Source organism: Candidatus Krumholzibacteriia bacterium, from assembly GCA_029865265.1.
Classification (GTDB): Bacteria; Krumholzibacteriota; Krumholzibacteriia; order WVZY01; family JAKEHA01; genus JAKEHA01.
This window is the reverse complement of sequence record JAOUHG010000013.1, coordinates 77,875-93,533: the sequence shown is the minus strand read 5'-3', so window position 1 is coordinate 93,533 and position 15,659 is coordinate 77,875. Positions and strand designations below refer to the sequence as shown.

Genomic DNA, 15,659 nt, shown 5'->3' with positions numbered 1-15,659 from the left:
GTGGTGGTCAGCAGCAGACTGTCGACCATGACGCCGGGTAACATGTCCACCGCGGTTTGGGGCGCAATCCTTGCCGCGCTTCTGTGCGCAACCCCATCGTTCGCAGTCAAGGTGGAAAATCGCGACGCCACCGCCCTCTGCAGCCTGGCGGGACTGGCCAGCGCGCAGGACAAGCCACAATATGGCGATGGCGCGTCTTTCGTTCCGCCGCCGGCATCGGCGCGCTACTCGCCCTATCCCGAGCAGGACTTCCCCAACCAGGTGTTCTTCGGCGATACGCACCTGCACACCGCGTTCTCACCCGACGCCGGTCTCATCGGCGCGACGCTGACGCCGGATGACGCGTTTCGCTTCGCCAGGGGTGAGAAAGTGATTTCTTCGACGGGAATACCCGCGCGACTTGGACGCCCGCTCGACTTCCTGGTAGTTTCCGATCACGCGGAAAACCTCGGGCTGCCGACGGCAGTCGCCAACGGCGACAAAGAGCTGCTTGCCACCGAGTTTGGGCGCAAGATCGCAAAGATCATGGCGCCAGGCACCCTCGAGAGCAAGTTCGAGGGATATGAGTTCTGGGAGCTCGCTTCGCAAACGGGCAAAGACCCGCTCGCCAAGACGAACTTCGGCAAGAGTATGTGGGTCATGGCGACCGAGGCGGCAGAGCGCAACAACGTCCCCGGCTCATTCACGGCCTTCATCGGCTTCGAGTGGACCTCCGGACCGAACGGCGTCAACCTGCACCGCAACATTATCTTCCGGGGCGGCAAGGACTCGGCGGATAAAATACTCCCGATCTCAACTTACGACACGGAAGATCCTGAGAAGCTCTGGGACTGGATGGAAAAGGCCGAGAAGACGGCCGGTGTTCGCCTGCTCGCCATCCCGCACAACGGCAACCTGTCGAACGGACTGATGTTCGACGACGTCACCTTTGATGGTCGCTCCTTGGACCGCGCCTACGCCGAGCGACGGATGCGCTGGGAGCCGGTCTACGAGGTCACCCAGATGAAGGGGGACGGCGAGGCGCATCCGAAGCTCTCGCCCAACGACGAATTCGCCGATTTCTATACCTGGGACAAGGGCAGTTTCGGACCTGATCCCAAGACCCCGGACATGCTGCCCCGCGAATATGCTCGCGAGGCGTACAAGCGCGGCCTCGCCTACGAGGCAAAGCTCGGCGCGAACCCGTTCAAGTTTGGCATGATCGGCAGCACGGACTCGCACACCGGCCTCACGACGGCTGAGGAGGACAATTTCTTCGGCAAGATCGTCGCGCTTGAGCCAACTGCCGATCCAATTCGCTTCTCTGAGCCACTGGTCGGGCGCTTCTCAGAGAAGGCCAGCGACAAGACGTTTGCTTGGCAGACCGCAGCCGCCGGGCTCGCGGCTGTTTGGGCGCGAGAGAACACTCGCGAGGCAATTTGGGACGCGCTCGCCCGCAAGGAGGTCTTCGCCACCACCGGCACGCGGATGCGTGTTCGGGTGTTCGGCGGCTGGGACTTCGAGAAGAGCGATCTGGACCGGTCGAACTTCGCCAAGTACGGCTACGACAAGGGTGTACCGATGGGCGGCAATCTCACTGGTCCTCCCGCCAACGCCAGGCCCCGCTTCCTGATCCGTGCGCTGCGCGACCCGGAAGGCGCCAATCTCGACCGGGTGCAGGTGATCAAGGGCTGGCTGGCGCCGGACGGAACGACGCACGAGAAAGTCTACGACATCGCCTGGTCGGCCAACCGCAAGCCGGGCAAAGACGGCAAGCTGCCGCCTGTCGGCAGCACGGTCAACGTGTCCGACGCGAGCTATACCAACGCCATCGGTGCCCCTTTCCTGCAGGCGTTCTGGACCGACGACGACTTTGACCCCGCCGAGCTCGCGTTCTACTACGTCCGCGTCATGGAGATCCCAACACCGCGCTGGACCACCTACGACGCGAAGGTGTTCGGCGTGAAGATTCCCGATGGTGCGCCCGTGGACGTCCAGGAACGCGCCTACACCTCGCCGATCTGGTACACGCCCAATAACTGAAAAGGCAGTGACCGAAGCTCATGAAACGAACTGCACAGACGATCATTGCATTGGCCGTCGCCACTTTGACCCTGCTGGCATCGAATGTGTCCGCTGAAGAGGCGTCAGCGGAGCCAGACGCGGCCAAGCTGGCAAAACAGCTGTCGAACCCAGTCTCCTCGCTGATCTCGGTGCCCTTCCAGCTGAATTTCGACGATAACGTCGGTCCGCTCGACGAGGGCTCGCGGATGACCTTGAACATGCAACCGGTAATCCCATTCTCTCTCAGCGAAGACTGGAATCTCATCAGCCGTACGATCCTGCCGCTGGTTTATCAGAAGGACATCTTCTCCGGCAGCGGCAGTCAATCCGGACTCGGGGATGCCGTTCAGAGTCTATTCTTCTCCCCGGCAAGTCCTACCGCCAGTGGCTGGATCTGGGGTATCGGTCCTGTACTGCTGCTGCCCACAGCGACCGACAAACTCCTAGGCGCCAAGAAATGGGGCGCCGGTCCCACAGCCGTCGCACTGAAACAACAGGGTTCCTGGACTCTCGGCTTCCTCACGAACCACATCTGGTCATTCGCCGGTGACAGTGACCGCGACAACGTCAATTCGACTTTCCTGCAGCCCTTCGCGTCCTATACCACGGCAAGCGCGTGGTCGTTCGCCCTGCAGACCGAAACGACGTACGACTGGGAGAACAAGCAGTGGAATGTGCCATTGGCTTTTCTCGTGGCGAAGGTGACGTCGATTGGAAGTCAGCTGATTCAAGTCCAGGCCGGCCCTCGTTACTACGCCGAGCATTTCGATGGAGGTCCTGAAGAGTGGGGATTCCGGGCCGCCGTGACCCTGCTGTTTCCGCGGTAGCACGTCGGCATTTCGAATGATGAATGACAAACAAGATCGGGAAGCCGAAGTACCGGCAGATCCTCAGAGGCTACCTCTCAGCATGCTGAAACAGAGCTGCTCTGCGATCGCCAGACTCACGGAACCAATAGGAGGACTGCCATCAACTCAGGCGTCCTTGCACGAACTCAGTCCCTCCTGATAGGCTGCACACAACGTGTCCACCCCCGCGGAGCGGCGCCACACGGCGAGGATCGAAAGTCCCCCAATGAAGAAGCTGTTGAGAGATCCACTGTTGCAGTTCTTGCTGCTCGGGGCGGCGCTCTTTGTCGCCTTCCACATCACCCGCGGTCGTACCGGCGAGCAGCCGGCCCGGATCGTGGTGACTCCGGGACAGGTCGAAACGCTCGTTGCCGGCTTCGAGCGCACGTGGCAACGCCTGCCGACGACCGAAGAGCTCAACGGACTCGTCGAGGATCACATCCGCGAAGAGATTGCCGTCCGGGAAGCAACTGCACTGGGACTCGACCGCGACGATGCCATCATCCGGCGGCGCCTACGGATGAAGCTGGACTTGATGACCGAGGATGTGGCGTCCCAGGTCGACCCGACTGACGATCAGCTTCAGGAGTTCATGCAGCAGCATTCGGCAACCTATGTCGAGGATCCCGCTGTGGCTTTCCAACAGGTGTTCTTCAATCCGGACAAGCGGGGCGACGCTGCAGCCGATGCGCAAGCCGCGCTCGCGCGGCTGCGCAGCGCAGAACGACGGATCGACCTCGACACGTTGGGTGATCCGAGCCTCCTTCCACAGGAAGTGGGACTCGCGGCCCAGCGCGACGTTGCGAGTCAATTCGGCGAAGAGTTCGCGAATGCCGTCGTGGCTGCGAGTCCTGGGGAATGGTCAGGACCCGTGCGTTCGAGCTTCGGCTGGCATGTGGTGTTCGTCTCGGAAAGTCGCCCCGGACGCATGCCAGAGCTTTCCGAAGTGCGCGACGCCGTGGCGCGCGACTGGTTCGTGATGCGTCGCAAAGAGCTGCAAGAGGCTTTCTATCGGAAGCTCCGTGAGCGCTACGAGGTAGTCATCGAGCCGCCTCGAGAGACGACTGGCAATGGGGCACAGGCTGCGCGGGTCTCCCCATGACGCGGCGCTGGAAGCTCTTTCTGGTCCTGGCGTGGACCGCGCTGCTTGGCAGTGCAGCGTCGGCTCACGAGACGCAGCCCGGCTCGCTCGATATCCGTCAGCTGGCACTCGATCGCTACGAAGTGGTGTGGAAGGCACCCTTTTACTACGGGCACCCACATCCAGCCCAGCTCGTTCTGCCGCCGGACTGGCAAGTGCTAGGACAGAAGACCGAGCGGCGTCTCTACGATGCCATCGTCCACCGGCAGGTCGTGACGACTGGTGGACGAAGCCTGGAAAGCAGTCGGATCCGGTTTCCAGGTCTCGAGGGGACGATCACCGATATCTTCGTCCGCGTGACTCGACTCGACGGCACGACCTTCACGGCGATCGTGCGCCCGACCCAGCCGCAGGTCGAGCTACGCGGTGAACGATCTCTGGGCACGACTGCTGGCGAGTTCATCGGCCTCGGTTTCCATCACATCATGCTCGGTGTGGATCACCTGCTCTTCGTGCTCGGGCTGCTGCTCATCGTCCATGGGCGGATGAAGCTCTTGAAGACGATCACCGCATTCACCGTGGCACACAGTCTGACGCTCGCGGTTGCCACGCTGGGCTACGCGCGCGCCCCCTTGCCGCCGCTGAATGCCGCGATCGCGCTCAGCATCCTGTTCCTCGGTCCCGAAATCGTCCGCGGCTGGCGCGGTGAGACGACGCTCACGAGTCGTTACCCCTGGGTCGTGGCGTTCTCCTTCGGGTTGCTGCACGGCTTCGGCTTCGCCACGGGTCTGACGACGGCTGGCATGCCGCGGGCCGAGATCCCGCTGGCGCTGTTGTTCTTCAACGTTGGTGTTGAGATCGGGCAAGTCGTTTTCGTCGGGCTGGCGCTCGCCATGGCCCGGGCGTTCCGCACCCTCGAGATGCGCTGGCCAGTGTGGGTCGCATGCGCTCCGGGTTATGCCGTCGGCGTCTGCGGCGCCTATTGGACGATTCAGCGGACGATCATGATGTTCGCGGGGAGATGACCATGAGTCGATCCTCCATCGGCAATCGATGCCTGGCGCTTCTCGTGCTTGCATGGCCGGCCGTCGCGTGGGCGCATGCGGAAAAGGGCAGCGTGACCGGCTTCTTGAGTGGCTTGCACCACCCGATCTCCGGGCTCGATCACGTGCTGGCGATGATCGCCGTCGGCCTTTGGGGTGCGCAGCTCGGAGCGCCGGCAGTTTGGGTTCTGCCGGTGGCGTTTCCCATGGTGATGGCCGTGGGCGGAGCGCTTGGCCTCATGGGGATCGGGTTGCCGGGCGTCGAGGTCGGCATCGCGCTGTCGGCGGTCACCCTCGGGATCATGGTGTGGCGTGAGGTGCGTCCGCCGCTTTGGGTTGCTGCGGTGGTGGTCGGTTTCTTCGCCATCTTCCACGGGCACGCCCACGGAACCGAACTCCCCGCGGGTGCGAGCGGCATCCTGTACAGTGTTGGCTTCGTCGTGGCCACGGGCTGCCTGCACGCGGTGGGCATCGCGATCGGGACGCTTCATCGCTGGCGCGCCGGCCAGCGCGTCTTGCAGTTTGCGGGCGCGGGGGTCGCAGTGGCAGGAGTCCTCTTCTTGCGGAGCGCGTTGGTATGACACGACAGAGACGGGTCGCCACCGCGCTGTTCGTTTGGGCCTGCATCCCAGCGACGGCTCATGCGCATCTGGTGACGACGGGTTTCGGCAGCTTCTACGATGGCATGGCACATCTGGTCATCACGCCCAGCGACGTGTTGCTGGTGCTGGCACTCGCCTTGTTCGCCGGGCAGCGTGGTGCGGCGACAGCGCGCAGCCTACTCGTGGTTCTGCCCGGTGCATGGCTGGTTGGCGGTGTCGCTGGACGAGCCTGGCCCGTCACAACGGATCTGCCGGTCGTGACGACCCTGTCCTTCATGATCGTCGGATTGCTCGTGGCACTGGATCGCCGCCTGCCGTCAACGGTCGCCGTCGGGCTCGCGGTCGTGGCCGGAGGGTTGAACGGCTTCTTGAACGGCGCGGTTCTGCGTACGGCCGGGATGGATCGACTGGCGCTCATCGGCGCAGTGACTGCAGTGTTCGTCGTCGCGACGCTGGTACCATCGTGGATCGTCGGGCTTCGGCGACAGTGGGCGCGTATCGTCGTCCGCGTGGCCGGTAGCTGGATCACCGCCATCGGAATCCTGATGCTGGGCTGGGTCACGCGGCGCCAGTGACGTCCGGCAACAACATTGCGACCCGGAACCCGCCGGCGATAGAATCACGCCGAGCCTGCATCGTTTTGGGATTGCGCGACTTGGACGGAGCCACGTCGGGGGATGCCGAAGATGACCCTGGAGGGGCGGTAGCGGCGACGCCTCGCCCTTGTTGGTGAACGCTTGCGGACCTTATATGCAGCTGCCTCCGTGATTACACGGTTCAATTGTCTAACGAAAGCCTGTGTATCCTGGTCGCCTTCAGCTGCAAGGGGCGCCTGTGCCCCAGTTGCACGGGCCGGCGCATGGCCGACATCGCCGCCGCCTTGGTGGATGATCGTTTCCTGTGCGTGAAGGGTGGCGGCCGAACCAATCAGAATCATTAACAGCACTGGGAACACCAGTGCAACACGGGAACGCATGAGACCTCCTGTTCGAGCCGGGTGAGCCGACCCAGCACATCCTAGCGTGGTTGCATCCGGCATGTAAGCCAGCGGATTACTTGAAAATACCTGCTTATCTTCGTCTGCTGATGGTACTATCCATCCGAGTGCCGGGACTACATGGATCATGCCCGCTGGATCGACACCCGAATCAAGGAGCACGTTGATGCCGAAGGAATCGTTTTTGCCATCCCCTCGTAAACCCTGCACCTGGAGGTTGGTCGGGGGCCGCTCGGGAGTGGTGGTCAGCAGCAGACTGTCGACCATGACGCCGGGTAACATGTCCACCGCGGTTTGGGGCGCAATCCTTGCCGCGCTTCTGTGCGCAACCCCATCGTTCGCAGTCAAGGTGGAAAATCGCGACGGGTACAGCGCCGAAGAAATCACCGGCACGTCGTACGTGACCTGGTACGGCGACGACGAAACCATGACCGTCGAGCGCTTCGTCTCCTACTGCGCGCCCATCCTGTGGTTTTCACCCGACGAACCCCTGCTCGAGGACCGGACCGGAAAGGACATCCTGATTCCGGAGGCGTTTCCGTTCGAGGAGGCCCCGGGACGTCCGGTTGTCTATTACCGGTTGCGCGAGGTGTTGCAACGCCCGGACGGAACCGGCGATGCCATTCAAGTCAGCGCGGATGACAAAGGGAAGTCCATTCTCAGTCTCAGTTCACTGGCCGGCATGGACCTCGACTTCTTCTTCTATTACCCACGCGAGGAAGGCCTCAATGCCCACCAGCACGACGTGGAGTCCGTGGAAATGAAGGTGGCGGTGGCGCGGGGGACAGAAGCAGGTACGCGTTACGCGATTGCCATCACGCGGACCAAGGGGAAGGCGCATGGTGTGCTCTGGTACGACAACACGCTGGAATCCGACAAGTATACGGTGATGCCGATGCACATCCTGGTGGAGGAGGCAAAGCACGCGTCGTGCACCGACAAGAACGGCGACGGGCTTTACACGCCCGGCTACGACGTGAATACCCGCATCAACGACGCGTGGGGGGTGCGCGATATCATCCGCAGCGGCGGGCTCTTTGCAGCCAGCTGGCAGTCGTGGATGGCGAAGGTGCGATTCGAGAACACGCGCGTCTTTCCGCCGCTTCCGGAGGACAGCCCCCGCCGCGCCCGGTGCGAGGAAGACGGCGTGTATTCCCCGCACAATGCGATCTATGACCTGCGCCCCTTTCCGTCTGATGAGCGAGCGGACGCGCACCTGAAGCCATTCATCGCGGACAAGGGGTATCCGGACTGGCCGGAGGTGTCGGAGGTGAACAGCCTTGACAACTTCGGGAAGTGGATCGGCGACGAGTCGTTTGCCAAGTCGTTCGGTGTCGCGCTGCGCATGGACGGCTACGCCGGCATTTCCCTTACCTTTCCGTTCTGGATCGTGAAGAACATGGAGGACCCGCTCGGGGGTGGTTACATCGTCCATCGTCTATACCTCACCGGGAAAAACCTCGAGGACATCGGCTGGACCGCCCTCTACACCCCGTCGGCGTCACGGTGGATCGACCCGTACTTCGCGGTTGGTGTGGAATGGAGAAAAGTTACCGATGCGAACGGGATCACGTCGACCCACGATGACTTTCAACTTGAAACGGGTCTCAAGTTCAGGGTGAACATGACGCACACGCCCTTGAAGATTGTTCGGAGACTGGGTTCGGACTTCTGGGGCTTCCGCTTTGGGGTCCGGAACTTCGGCGCCATGCAGATCAACGAGTTTGGATACGTGGTCGAAGTGGGCGCGGGCTCGTTTTAGTTAAGGGGCGCTTGGCGCGTACGCGGGCCATGTGAGAGAATCGGCCCGCATGAAGACATCCGCCGGTGACGTGAATCGTGGGATTCTGCCTCCCACCGACCGCGAACGGGCGCGCCTGACGCGCGGCACGTTTCTCTTTCACCTGCGTCCCATCCGGATTCCGCGCCGCGCGGTGCGCTGGGCCCACACCTTCGGGCTTGGCGGGTCCTCGCTGCTCCTGTGGCTCACGCTCGCATCCACCGGCATCCTCATGCTGCTGGTCTACCAGCCCGTCCCCGACGTGGCCTACGACTCCGTGCGCACCATGATGACCCGCGTGCGCTTTGGCTCCCTTGTGCGCGGCGTGCACTACTGGAGCGCCAATCTCCTGGTCGCGGTCGTTCTGTTGCACGTGATGCGGGTCATCCTGACGGGTGGCTATCATCGCCCGCGGCGCGTCAACTGGATCATCGGTGTGGCGCTGCTCCTGGGCGTGCTCGCCTCGGCGATCACCGGCTACCTGCTCCCGTGGGATCAGCGCGCCTTCTGGGCCATCACCATCTCCACCGGCATGCTCGGTTATGTTCCGGGCATCGGGGCCGGGCTGCAGGCGATCATCCGCGGCGGGAGTGACATCGGCGCGGCCACGCTGCTCAATTTCTACACCTTCCATACCACCGTTCTGCCCGTGCTGGCCATCGTGCTCATGGCGTTCCACTTCTGGCGTGTGCGCAAGGCGGGCGGCGTGGTCGAACCGCCGGCAGATGCCTCCGATGCCGCCGCGGATTCCAAAGTGATGTTTCTCCCCGACCTGCTGGTTCGCGAAGTGGCGCAGGGTCTCGTGCTGCTCGCCGTGGTGGTCGTGCTGGGCGCGCTCGTGGGTGCTCCCATCGGGGAGCGCGCCAACGCGGGCATGAGCCCCAACCCGGCCAAAGCGCCGTGGTACTTCATGGGTTTCCAGGAACTGCTCATCCACCTGCACCCGGTGTTTGCGGTGCTGGTGCTGCCGCTGGCAGCGCTTGCGGGATTCGCGGCCATGCCGTGGGTTGGCGACGCCGCCGGGCCCGCCGGGCGCTGGTTTCTCTCTCCGGCGGCGCGGCGGGCGGCCGGCGCGGCGTCGCTGGTGGCGGTGGTGCTGTGCGTGGCGGCGGTGCTGCTGGATGACGCCATCGCCTCCACCCAGGGCGCCAACACCGGATGGTTTGTGCGCGGCGTCGTCCCCACACTGCTGCTCGCGGGGATTTCGGCCGCGGTGGTTGTTCTGACGCGCCGCCGGTTCGGGCTGGGACGCAACGAGTGTGTGCAGACGCTGGTGGTGTTTCTGGTGACGGGCTTTGTGACGCTCGCCATCATCGGCGTGTTCTTCCGGGGACCGGGCATGGCGCTCACCCTTCCGTGGGGGGGTGGCGGATGACGTCACGCCGTAACTTTCTGCGCTGGATGTGGGGAAGCCTCGCGGCGGCACTCGCCGGCGAACTGGTGTGGATCGGTTCGTCGTTTCTGCGTCCGCGGCGGGGTCCCGCGTATGACGAGGCCTCGCTGATCACCGCGGGACCGGTGGACCGCTTCCAGCCGGACACCGTGACGGCATTTCCGGAGGGCCGCTTCTACCTCGCGCGCCTCAAGGACGGTGGCTTCCTGGCCATGGACCGTACCTGCACCCATCTCGGTTGCACGGTTCCCTGGGATGCCGGGAAGGCGTGTTTCCGTTGCCCGTGCCACGCGTCGTCCTTCGACATCACCGGCGCGGTGCTCGCGCCGCCGGCGCCGCGTCCGCTCGATCTCTATCCGGTTCGCATCGAGAATGGCGTGGTCAAGGTCGACACTGCCCGGCTCGTGCGGCGCACGTCGTTCCTGGCCGCGCAGGTGGTGCGTCCGTGAGCGCCGCGCCCCGCGACACCGGCGCGCGCGACACGACGCTGCGTCGGTGGGAAATCATCGGACTCGTCGCGCTGGCGGTGATCGTGATCACCATACCGCTGGCTCTCCTGCGTCCGGCCCCCGAGGGTTCACACGAACTCGACGAGACCACGCCGGCGTTCGTGGGCACCGCGGCGTGCGTGGACTGCCACCGCGCCGAGTACGACCGCTGGCGCGGCTCCGACCACGACAGGGCCATGGACGTGGCCAGCGACTCCACCGTGCTCGGCGATTTCAACGACGCCACCTTCACCTACCGCGGCGTGACATCGCGTTTCTACAAGCGCGACGGAAAGTTCTTCGTGTACACGGAGGGGCCGGGTGGTGCGATGGCGGAGTTCGAGGTGCAGTACGTATTTGGCTATGACCCGCTGCAGCAGTACCTGGTGCCGTTTCCCGGCGGGCGCCTGCAGACGCTCAGCGTCACCTGGGACACGGTGCGCGGGCGCTGGTACCGCCAGTACCCGGACCAGGACATCCCGCCCACGGACTGGTTGCACTGGACGCGCGGCGGCCAGAACTGGAACTCGATGTGCGCCGAGTGCCACTCGACCAACCTGCAGAAGGGCTACGACGCCGCCACCGACAGCTACCACACCACCTGGTCCGACATCGACGTGGGCTGCGAAGCGTGTCACGGGCCCGGTTCGCGCCACGTCGCATGGGCGAGCATCGCGCCGATGGCGCGCCCGGAGCTCGAGAAGATGGGCCTCGCCGTTTCCACCGCCCGCATCGCGCCGCGGCGGCTGGTGGAGCTGTGCGCGCCATGCCACTCCCGCCGTGCCGAACTGGGCGACTACGATCACACCGGCAGCGAACTGCTCGACCAGATGCTGCCCAGCCTGCTGGACGAAGGCCTGTACCATCCCGACGGACAGATCCTGGACGAGGTGTACGTCTACGGTTCGTTCCTGCAGAGCAAGATGTACGCGCGGGAGGTGTCCTGTTTCGACTGTCACGACAGTCACAGCCTCAAGCTGCACCGCGACGGCAACGACCTGTGCCTGCAGTGTCACCAGGGCGAGGTCTACGACACCAGCGAGCACCACTTTCACAAGAAGGTCTACGAGGGCCGTGAGTCGGACGGGGCAAAGTGCGTGAAGTGTCACATGCCCGAGCGCGCCTACATGGTCATCGACTGGCGCGCCGACCACAGCTTCCGCGTGCCGCGCCCGGACCTGACCGCGAAGATCGGCGTGCCCAACGCGTGCACGCAGTCGGGTTGTCACGACGACAAGCCCCTGCAGTGGTCGCTCGACGCGTATCGCCGCTGGTACGGCGAGGCGCGCAAGCCGCATTTCGGGACCGCGTTTGCGGCCGCGCGCAAGGGCGAGGCATCCGCGCAGCCGGAGCTGGTGCGGATCGCCGACAGCGATCTCTACGCGCCCATCGTGCGCGCCACGGCGCTCGAACTGCTGGCCGAAACGCCGCGCCCGGACGGAATCGCTGCGTTGCGACTGGCGACCGGTTCCGAGGAGGCGCTGTTGCGCCGCACCGCGGCCGCGTACCTCCCGATCGCCGGGGAGGAGGACGTCGATCACCTCCTCCCGCTGCTCTCCGACCCCGTGAAGGCGGTACGCATGGCAGCCGTCTCGCAGCTGGCCGTCGTGCCGCGCGATCGCATGAAGCCCTACCAGCAGGAGGCGTTCGACAAGGCGCTGGCCGAGTATCGCGCGTCGATGGCGTACGAGCTCGATTTCCCCAGTTCCAATTTCAACCTGGGCAACCTGGAGTACGCCCTTGGAAACGCTGCGCAAGCCGAGAGCTATTACCGCGCGGCCCTCGCCATCGACGACCTGCTGTTGCCCGCCAAAATGAACCTCGCTGTCCTGTTGAGCCAGCAGGGGCGCAACGACGAAGCCGCGGCGCTACTGCGCGAGGCCGTGCGCGACTACCCGGACAACGCGGATGCGCTGTACTCGCTGGGCTTGCTGGAAGTGGAGAGAGGCAACGCCGACGAGGCGGTGGATCTGCTGCAGCGGGCCACCTGGCTGAATCCGGGTGAGGCGCGCGTGCAGTACAACCTGGGATTGCTGTTGCAGCAGATGGGGAGGCAGGACGACGCGGGACGGGCTCTGCGCCGCGCCCTGGAAATCGAGCCGGATCGGCTCGACTACATGCACGCCTGGGCGGACTACCTGTTTCGCGGTGGCCGCCTGGCCGAAGCGCGCGCGGTGGCGGATCGGATGATCGCGCTGTACCCCGACCAGCCGATCGGCCACCAGATGCGCAAAATGATCGACAGCGGGCGCTAGCGGGCGTTACCGCCTTGTCCCGACCATCTTCACCGGCCCGGTGCTGGACCCGGTTCCTGGCTAGTCTGCGCTCTTCGCCGGTGCCGCTCCCACCGCCACACCCGACGTGAAGAACACGATGCCGGCGCGTACGGTGAAGTACTCGAGGTCCGGGCCCCCGGCGAACAGGTGCTCGTAGTTGGCGTCGACGCGCAGCCCGAAGCGCTCCCGGTTGAGCATGGCACCGATGCCCGCATGGAATCCGAAGAAGCTGCCCTTGTAGACGCCGGTGTCATAGTCCGAGGTCGTGGAACCGTTCGTCTCGGTGGCGTCGTCGATGAACGACTTGTAGTACCCCAGGCCGAGGTTCAGGAACGGGCGCATGGGATTGCCGGGCGTGCCGAAGAGATAGTCGTTTTCGGTGGTAATGCTGAGAAGTCCCATGTCACCGCCGGAAAACGTCGAGCCCGAATTCTTGCTCGCCAGCCCTGCGCTGTCGAGGGAGAACCAGCCGTATCCGAACTCGATGCCGCTCAAGTAGCTCTCCGCCACGCCGACACGGAACGCCGCCGCGGCGATGAAGCCCGGCTCGTACGTGTCCTGGATGGGGCCACCCGAGGGCCACGACCACCCGCCGGAGAGCGTAAAGTAACTGGGCTCTTCTTCTGCGTGCGCAGGGAGAACCGAAGCGACCATAAGAAGCAGCAACACGGGCAGGGTCAGTGCAACACGAGAGCGCATGTCTATCTCCTGTCGAGCCGGGGTCGACCGGCAGCGTCAATAATTGAAAAGGGCCGTCAACGTGCGGCGCCGATGGTGCGGCCGGGCGAGTTTGCCCTTCGGGTACCGTACCACAAATTACCACCGCCGGTCACCCCGCGAGCCGCGCGCGGCGCCAGACGGTGACAGGGCGCGTCCATTCGCGCTAGACTGCGGCGGCCGGCCGGCTGGTCCGCCCGGGAGGGAGTGTTCCATGAACGTTCTCGATGCCATTGGAAACACGTCGCTGGTACGGCTTCGCAAGGTCGTGCCGCCCGGTTGCGCGGATGTCCTTGTGAAGCTCGAGTGGGAGAACCCCACCGGAAGCATGAAAGACCGCATGGCGCGCGCCGTGATCGAACGCGCGGAGGCCGATGGCCGTCTGAAACCCGGGGGCACGGTGGTGGAGTACACCGGTGGCAGCACCGGCGCATCGCTGGCACTGGTATGCGCGGCGAAGGGCTATCGCATCCACATCGTCACCTCGGATGCCTTCAGCCGCGACAAGCGCGACCAGATGGCCGCGCTGGGCGCGGAACTCACGCTTGTTCCCAGCGAGGGCGGTCTCACCACCAAAAAACTCATCCTCGACATGATCGAGACCGCACGCGTGCTCAGCCAGGCGCCGAACACGTACTGGACCGATCAACTCAACAACCACGACAGCATCGCGGGCTACTTCACCCTGGCCGAGGAGATCTGGAACCAGACCAACGGTGCTGTCGACGCGTTCGTGCATTGCGTGGGGACGGGTGCCTCGTCGCGCGGCGTGGCCACGGTGCTCAAACGCAACAAACCAGGTGTCAGGATCGTCGCGGTGGAGCCGGGGGAGTCGTCGGTGCTGCTCGGCAACCAACCCGGGCCACACAAGATCGAAGGGGTGGGAATCGGTTACACGCCGCCGCTGTGGGATCCCGCGATGATCGACGAGATCGTGCCCGTCAGGACCGGCGACGCAAAGGAGATGGCGCGGCGCCTGGCGCGCGAGGAGGCGCTGTTTGCGGGGACATCGTCGGGGGCAAACGTCGTTGCTGCCATTCGCATTGCTGAGCGGCTCGGGCCCGGCGCCACCGTGGTCACGCTGATGTGCGATTCCGGCTTGAAGTACCTCGCCACCGACGTCTACCGCCGCGCGTAGCCGGACGTTTCCCGCCGGGTGTCGACGTGCTATACTGAAGCCCTCATTTGTTGCGTACGGTCGCCTGTTTCCGCGGTGAAATCCAGGGGCGGCCTCTCGTGTTCCGGCCGCATCGTACAGACTTGGCATCCCAATCGAGGGGGACACCACATGATCAGACTATCCATTCGCGTTGCCATTGCCGCCCTTGCGGTCGCGGCAATGATGGTCGGTTGCGGGGACAACGGCGGTTCACCCGCCGGCCCGCAATCCTCGCGCGTCGCGTCGACGTCGCTGCAGATTGACTGCGGCGGCGTGGGCTATCTATCGCACCTTTCACCGGTTCTGCCCGCCTGGCAGGATTCCATCGAAGCCTGGCTGGGCAACACCGATCTGCTCGATGATCCACCGGCGTGGATGGAGGAATCCACCGTCGATGGCTACCTCGGCGAACTGGTGCCCGTTCTGCAGCAGTGGCAGCCCGCCATCAACGACGCGCTCGCCGCGTCGCTGCTGGACTCCGTCGCCGACTACGATCCCGCCGGATCGTCGAACGACTACCTGGCGGGCCTCTCGTCGCTGCTGGTGGCGTGGCAGGACTCGCTGAATGCGGCACGGGGCGTGGCCTTCCTGCCCGACCTGCCGGCCTTTACCGCCGATGACACCGCGCCGGTCATTGCCTGCGTGGCCGACACCAGCATCGGGTGCGCGGGCGAAGAGGGCGTCGTGGTGGAGTTCGACGTCACCGCCGCCGACGATTGCGACCCGGCTCCGGTCGTCTCGTGCGAGCCTGCCTCGGGAAGTATCTTCCCGGTGGGAGACACCGAGGTGGTCTGCACCGCGGTGGACTTCTCGGGCAACACCTCCACCTGCACCTTCACGGTTACCGTGGCGACGGACACGGACCCGCCGGTTGTCCGCAGCGTAACGGCCAGCCCGGACATGCTGTGGCCGCCGAATCACAAGTGGGTAGAGGTTCGCGTCTTCGTGGATGCCGTCGACAACTGCGACGAGTCGCTGTCGTGCACCATTTTGGAAGTCACCTCCAACGAGGCCGGCAACGGCACCGGTGATGGAAACACCGAACCCGACTGGATGATCACCGGCGACACCACGCTCAAGTTGCGCGCCGAGCGCTCCGGTGGCGGGGACGGGCGAATCTACTCCGTTCGGGTGCGCTGTGAGGACTCTTCCGGCAACGGAGACGAGCACACCGTGACGGTGACCGTACCGCACGACCAGTCCGGCAAGTAACAGAGACAGTTGATTTCTCT

Annotated in this window: 14 protein-coding genes; 12 read left to right on the top strand and 2 right to left on the bottom strand. The window is 64.5% G+C overall.

Going from position 1 to position 15,659, the window contains the following annotated elements:
• The 6 genes from OEX18_08320 to OEX18_08295 all read left to right on the top strand — a co-directional run bounded on the left by OEX18_08320 (position 1) and on the right by OEX18_08295 (position 6,192).
• Entirely contained in the window at positions 1-2,022 is a 2,022-nt protein-coding gene (locus OEX18_08320; GenBank protein ID MDH4337268.1) for a DUF3604 domain-containing protein, read from the top strand.
• A gap of 20 nt (positions 2,023-2,042) precedes the next feature.
• Positions 2,043-2,870, top strand: coding sequence for a transporter (locus OEX18_08315; protein MDH4337267.1), 828 nt, complete (start codon positions 2,043-2,045; stop codon positions 2,868-2,870).
• A 247-nt stretch (positions 2,871-3,117) separates the two neighbouring features.
• On the top strand, positions 3,118-3,993 hold the full coding sequence (locus OEX18_08310; protein MDH4337266.1) for a peptidylprolyl isomerase: 876 nt from the start codon (positions 3,118-3,120) through the stop codon (positions 3,991-3,993).
• Complete coding sequence (locus tag OEX18_08305; GenBank protein MDH4337265.1) at positions 3,990-4,997, top strand: HupE/UreJ family protein; 1,008 nt, start codon at positions 3,990-3,992, stop codon at positions 4,995-4,997. Before OEX18_08310 ends, OEX18_08305 begins: the two co-directional genes overlap by 4 nt.
• 2 nt (positions 4,998-4,999) lie before the next feature.
• Entirely contained in the window at positions 5,000-5,596 is a 597-nt protein-coding gene (locus OEX18_08300) for a HupE/UreJ family protein (GenBank protein ID MDH4337264.1), read from the top strand.
• Positions 5,593-6,192 carry a HupE/UreJ family protein gene (locus OEX18_08295; protein ID MDH4337263.1) on the top strand — a complete coding sequence of 200 codons (600 nt, stop codon included), beginning with the start codon at positions 5,593-5,595 and terminating at the stop codon, positions 6,190-6,192. Before OEX18_08300 ends, OEX18_08295 begins: the two co-directional genes overlap by 4 nt.
• A 44-nt stretch (positions 6,193-6,236) precedes the next feature.
• Here OEX18_08295 and OEX18_08290 read toward each other — a convergent pair whose 3' ends face one another.
• Positions 6,237-6,881 carry a hypothetical protein gene (locus tag OEX18_08290; GenBank protein MDH4337262.1) on the bottom strand — a complete coding sequence of 215 codons (645 nt, stop codon included), beginning with the start codon at positions 6,879-6,881 and terminating at the stop codon, positions 6,237-6,239.
• Positions 6,882-6,894: 13 nt separating this feature from the next.
• Here OEX18_08290 and OEX18_08285 point away from each other — a divergent pair, with 13 nt between their 5' ends.
• The 4 genes from OEX18_08285 to OEX18_08270 are packed head-to-tail and all read left to right on the top strand — an operon-like array spanning position 6,895 to position 12,530.
• Positions 6,895-8,376, top strand: a complete 1,482-nt coding sequence (locus OEX18_08285) for a hypothetical protein (protein ID MDH4337261.1) — start codon at positions 6,895-6,897, stop codon at positions 8,374-8,376.
• Positions 8,377-8,425: 49 nt separating this feature from the next.
• Positions 8,426-9,769, top strand: a complete 1,344-nt coding sequence (locus OEX18_08280; GenBank protein MDH4337260.1) for a cytochrome b N-terminal domain-containing protein — start codon at positions 8,426-8,428, stop codon at positions 9,767-9,769.
• Positions 9,766-10,236: a Rieske (2Fe-2S) protein gene (locus OEX18_08275; protein ID MDH4337259.1), complete on the top strand. Its 471-nt coding sequence runs from the start codon at positions 9,766-9,768 to the stop codon at positions 10,234-10,236. Before OEX18_08280 ends, OEX18_08275 begins: the two co-directional genes overlap by 4 nt.
• On the top strand, positions 10,233-12,530 hold the full coding sequence (locus OEX18_08270) for a tetratricopeptide repeat protein (GenBank protein ID MDH4337258.1): 2,298 nt from the start codon (positions 10,233-10,235) through the stop codon (positions 12,528-12,530). Before OEX18_08275 ends, OEX18_08270 begins: the two co-directional genes overlap by 4 nt.
• Before the next feature lie 60 nt (positions 12,531-12,590).
• Here OEX18_08270 and OEX18_08265 read toward each other — a convergent pair whose 3' ends face one another.
• On the bottom strand, positions 12,591-13,250 hold the full coding sequence (locus OEX18_08265; protein ID MDH4337257.1) for a porin family protein: 660 nt from the start codon (positions 13,248-13,250) through the stop codon (positions 12,591-12,593).
• A gap of 232 nt (positions 13,251-13,482) precedes the next feature.
• Here OEX18_08265 and OEX18_08260 point away from each other — a divergent pair, with 232 nt between their 5' ends.
• Both OEX18_08260 and OEX18_08255 read left to right on the top strand, forming a co-directional pair.
• Positions 13,483-14,406, top strand: a complete 924-nt coding sequence (locus OEX18_08260) for a cysteine synthase family protein (GenBank protein MDH4337256.1) — start codon at positions 13,483-13,485, stop codon at positions 14,404-14,406.
• Between the two features lie 150 nt (positions 14,407-14,556).
• Positions 14,557-15,639 carry an HYR domain-containing protein gene (locus OEX18_08255; GenBank protein ID MDH4337255.1) on the top strand — a complete coding sequence of 361 codons (1,083 nt, stop codon included), beginning with the start codon at positions 14,557-14,559 and terminating at the stop codon, positions 15,637-15,639.
• Positions 15,640-15,659: the final 20 nt, after the last annotated feature.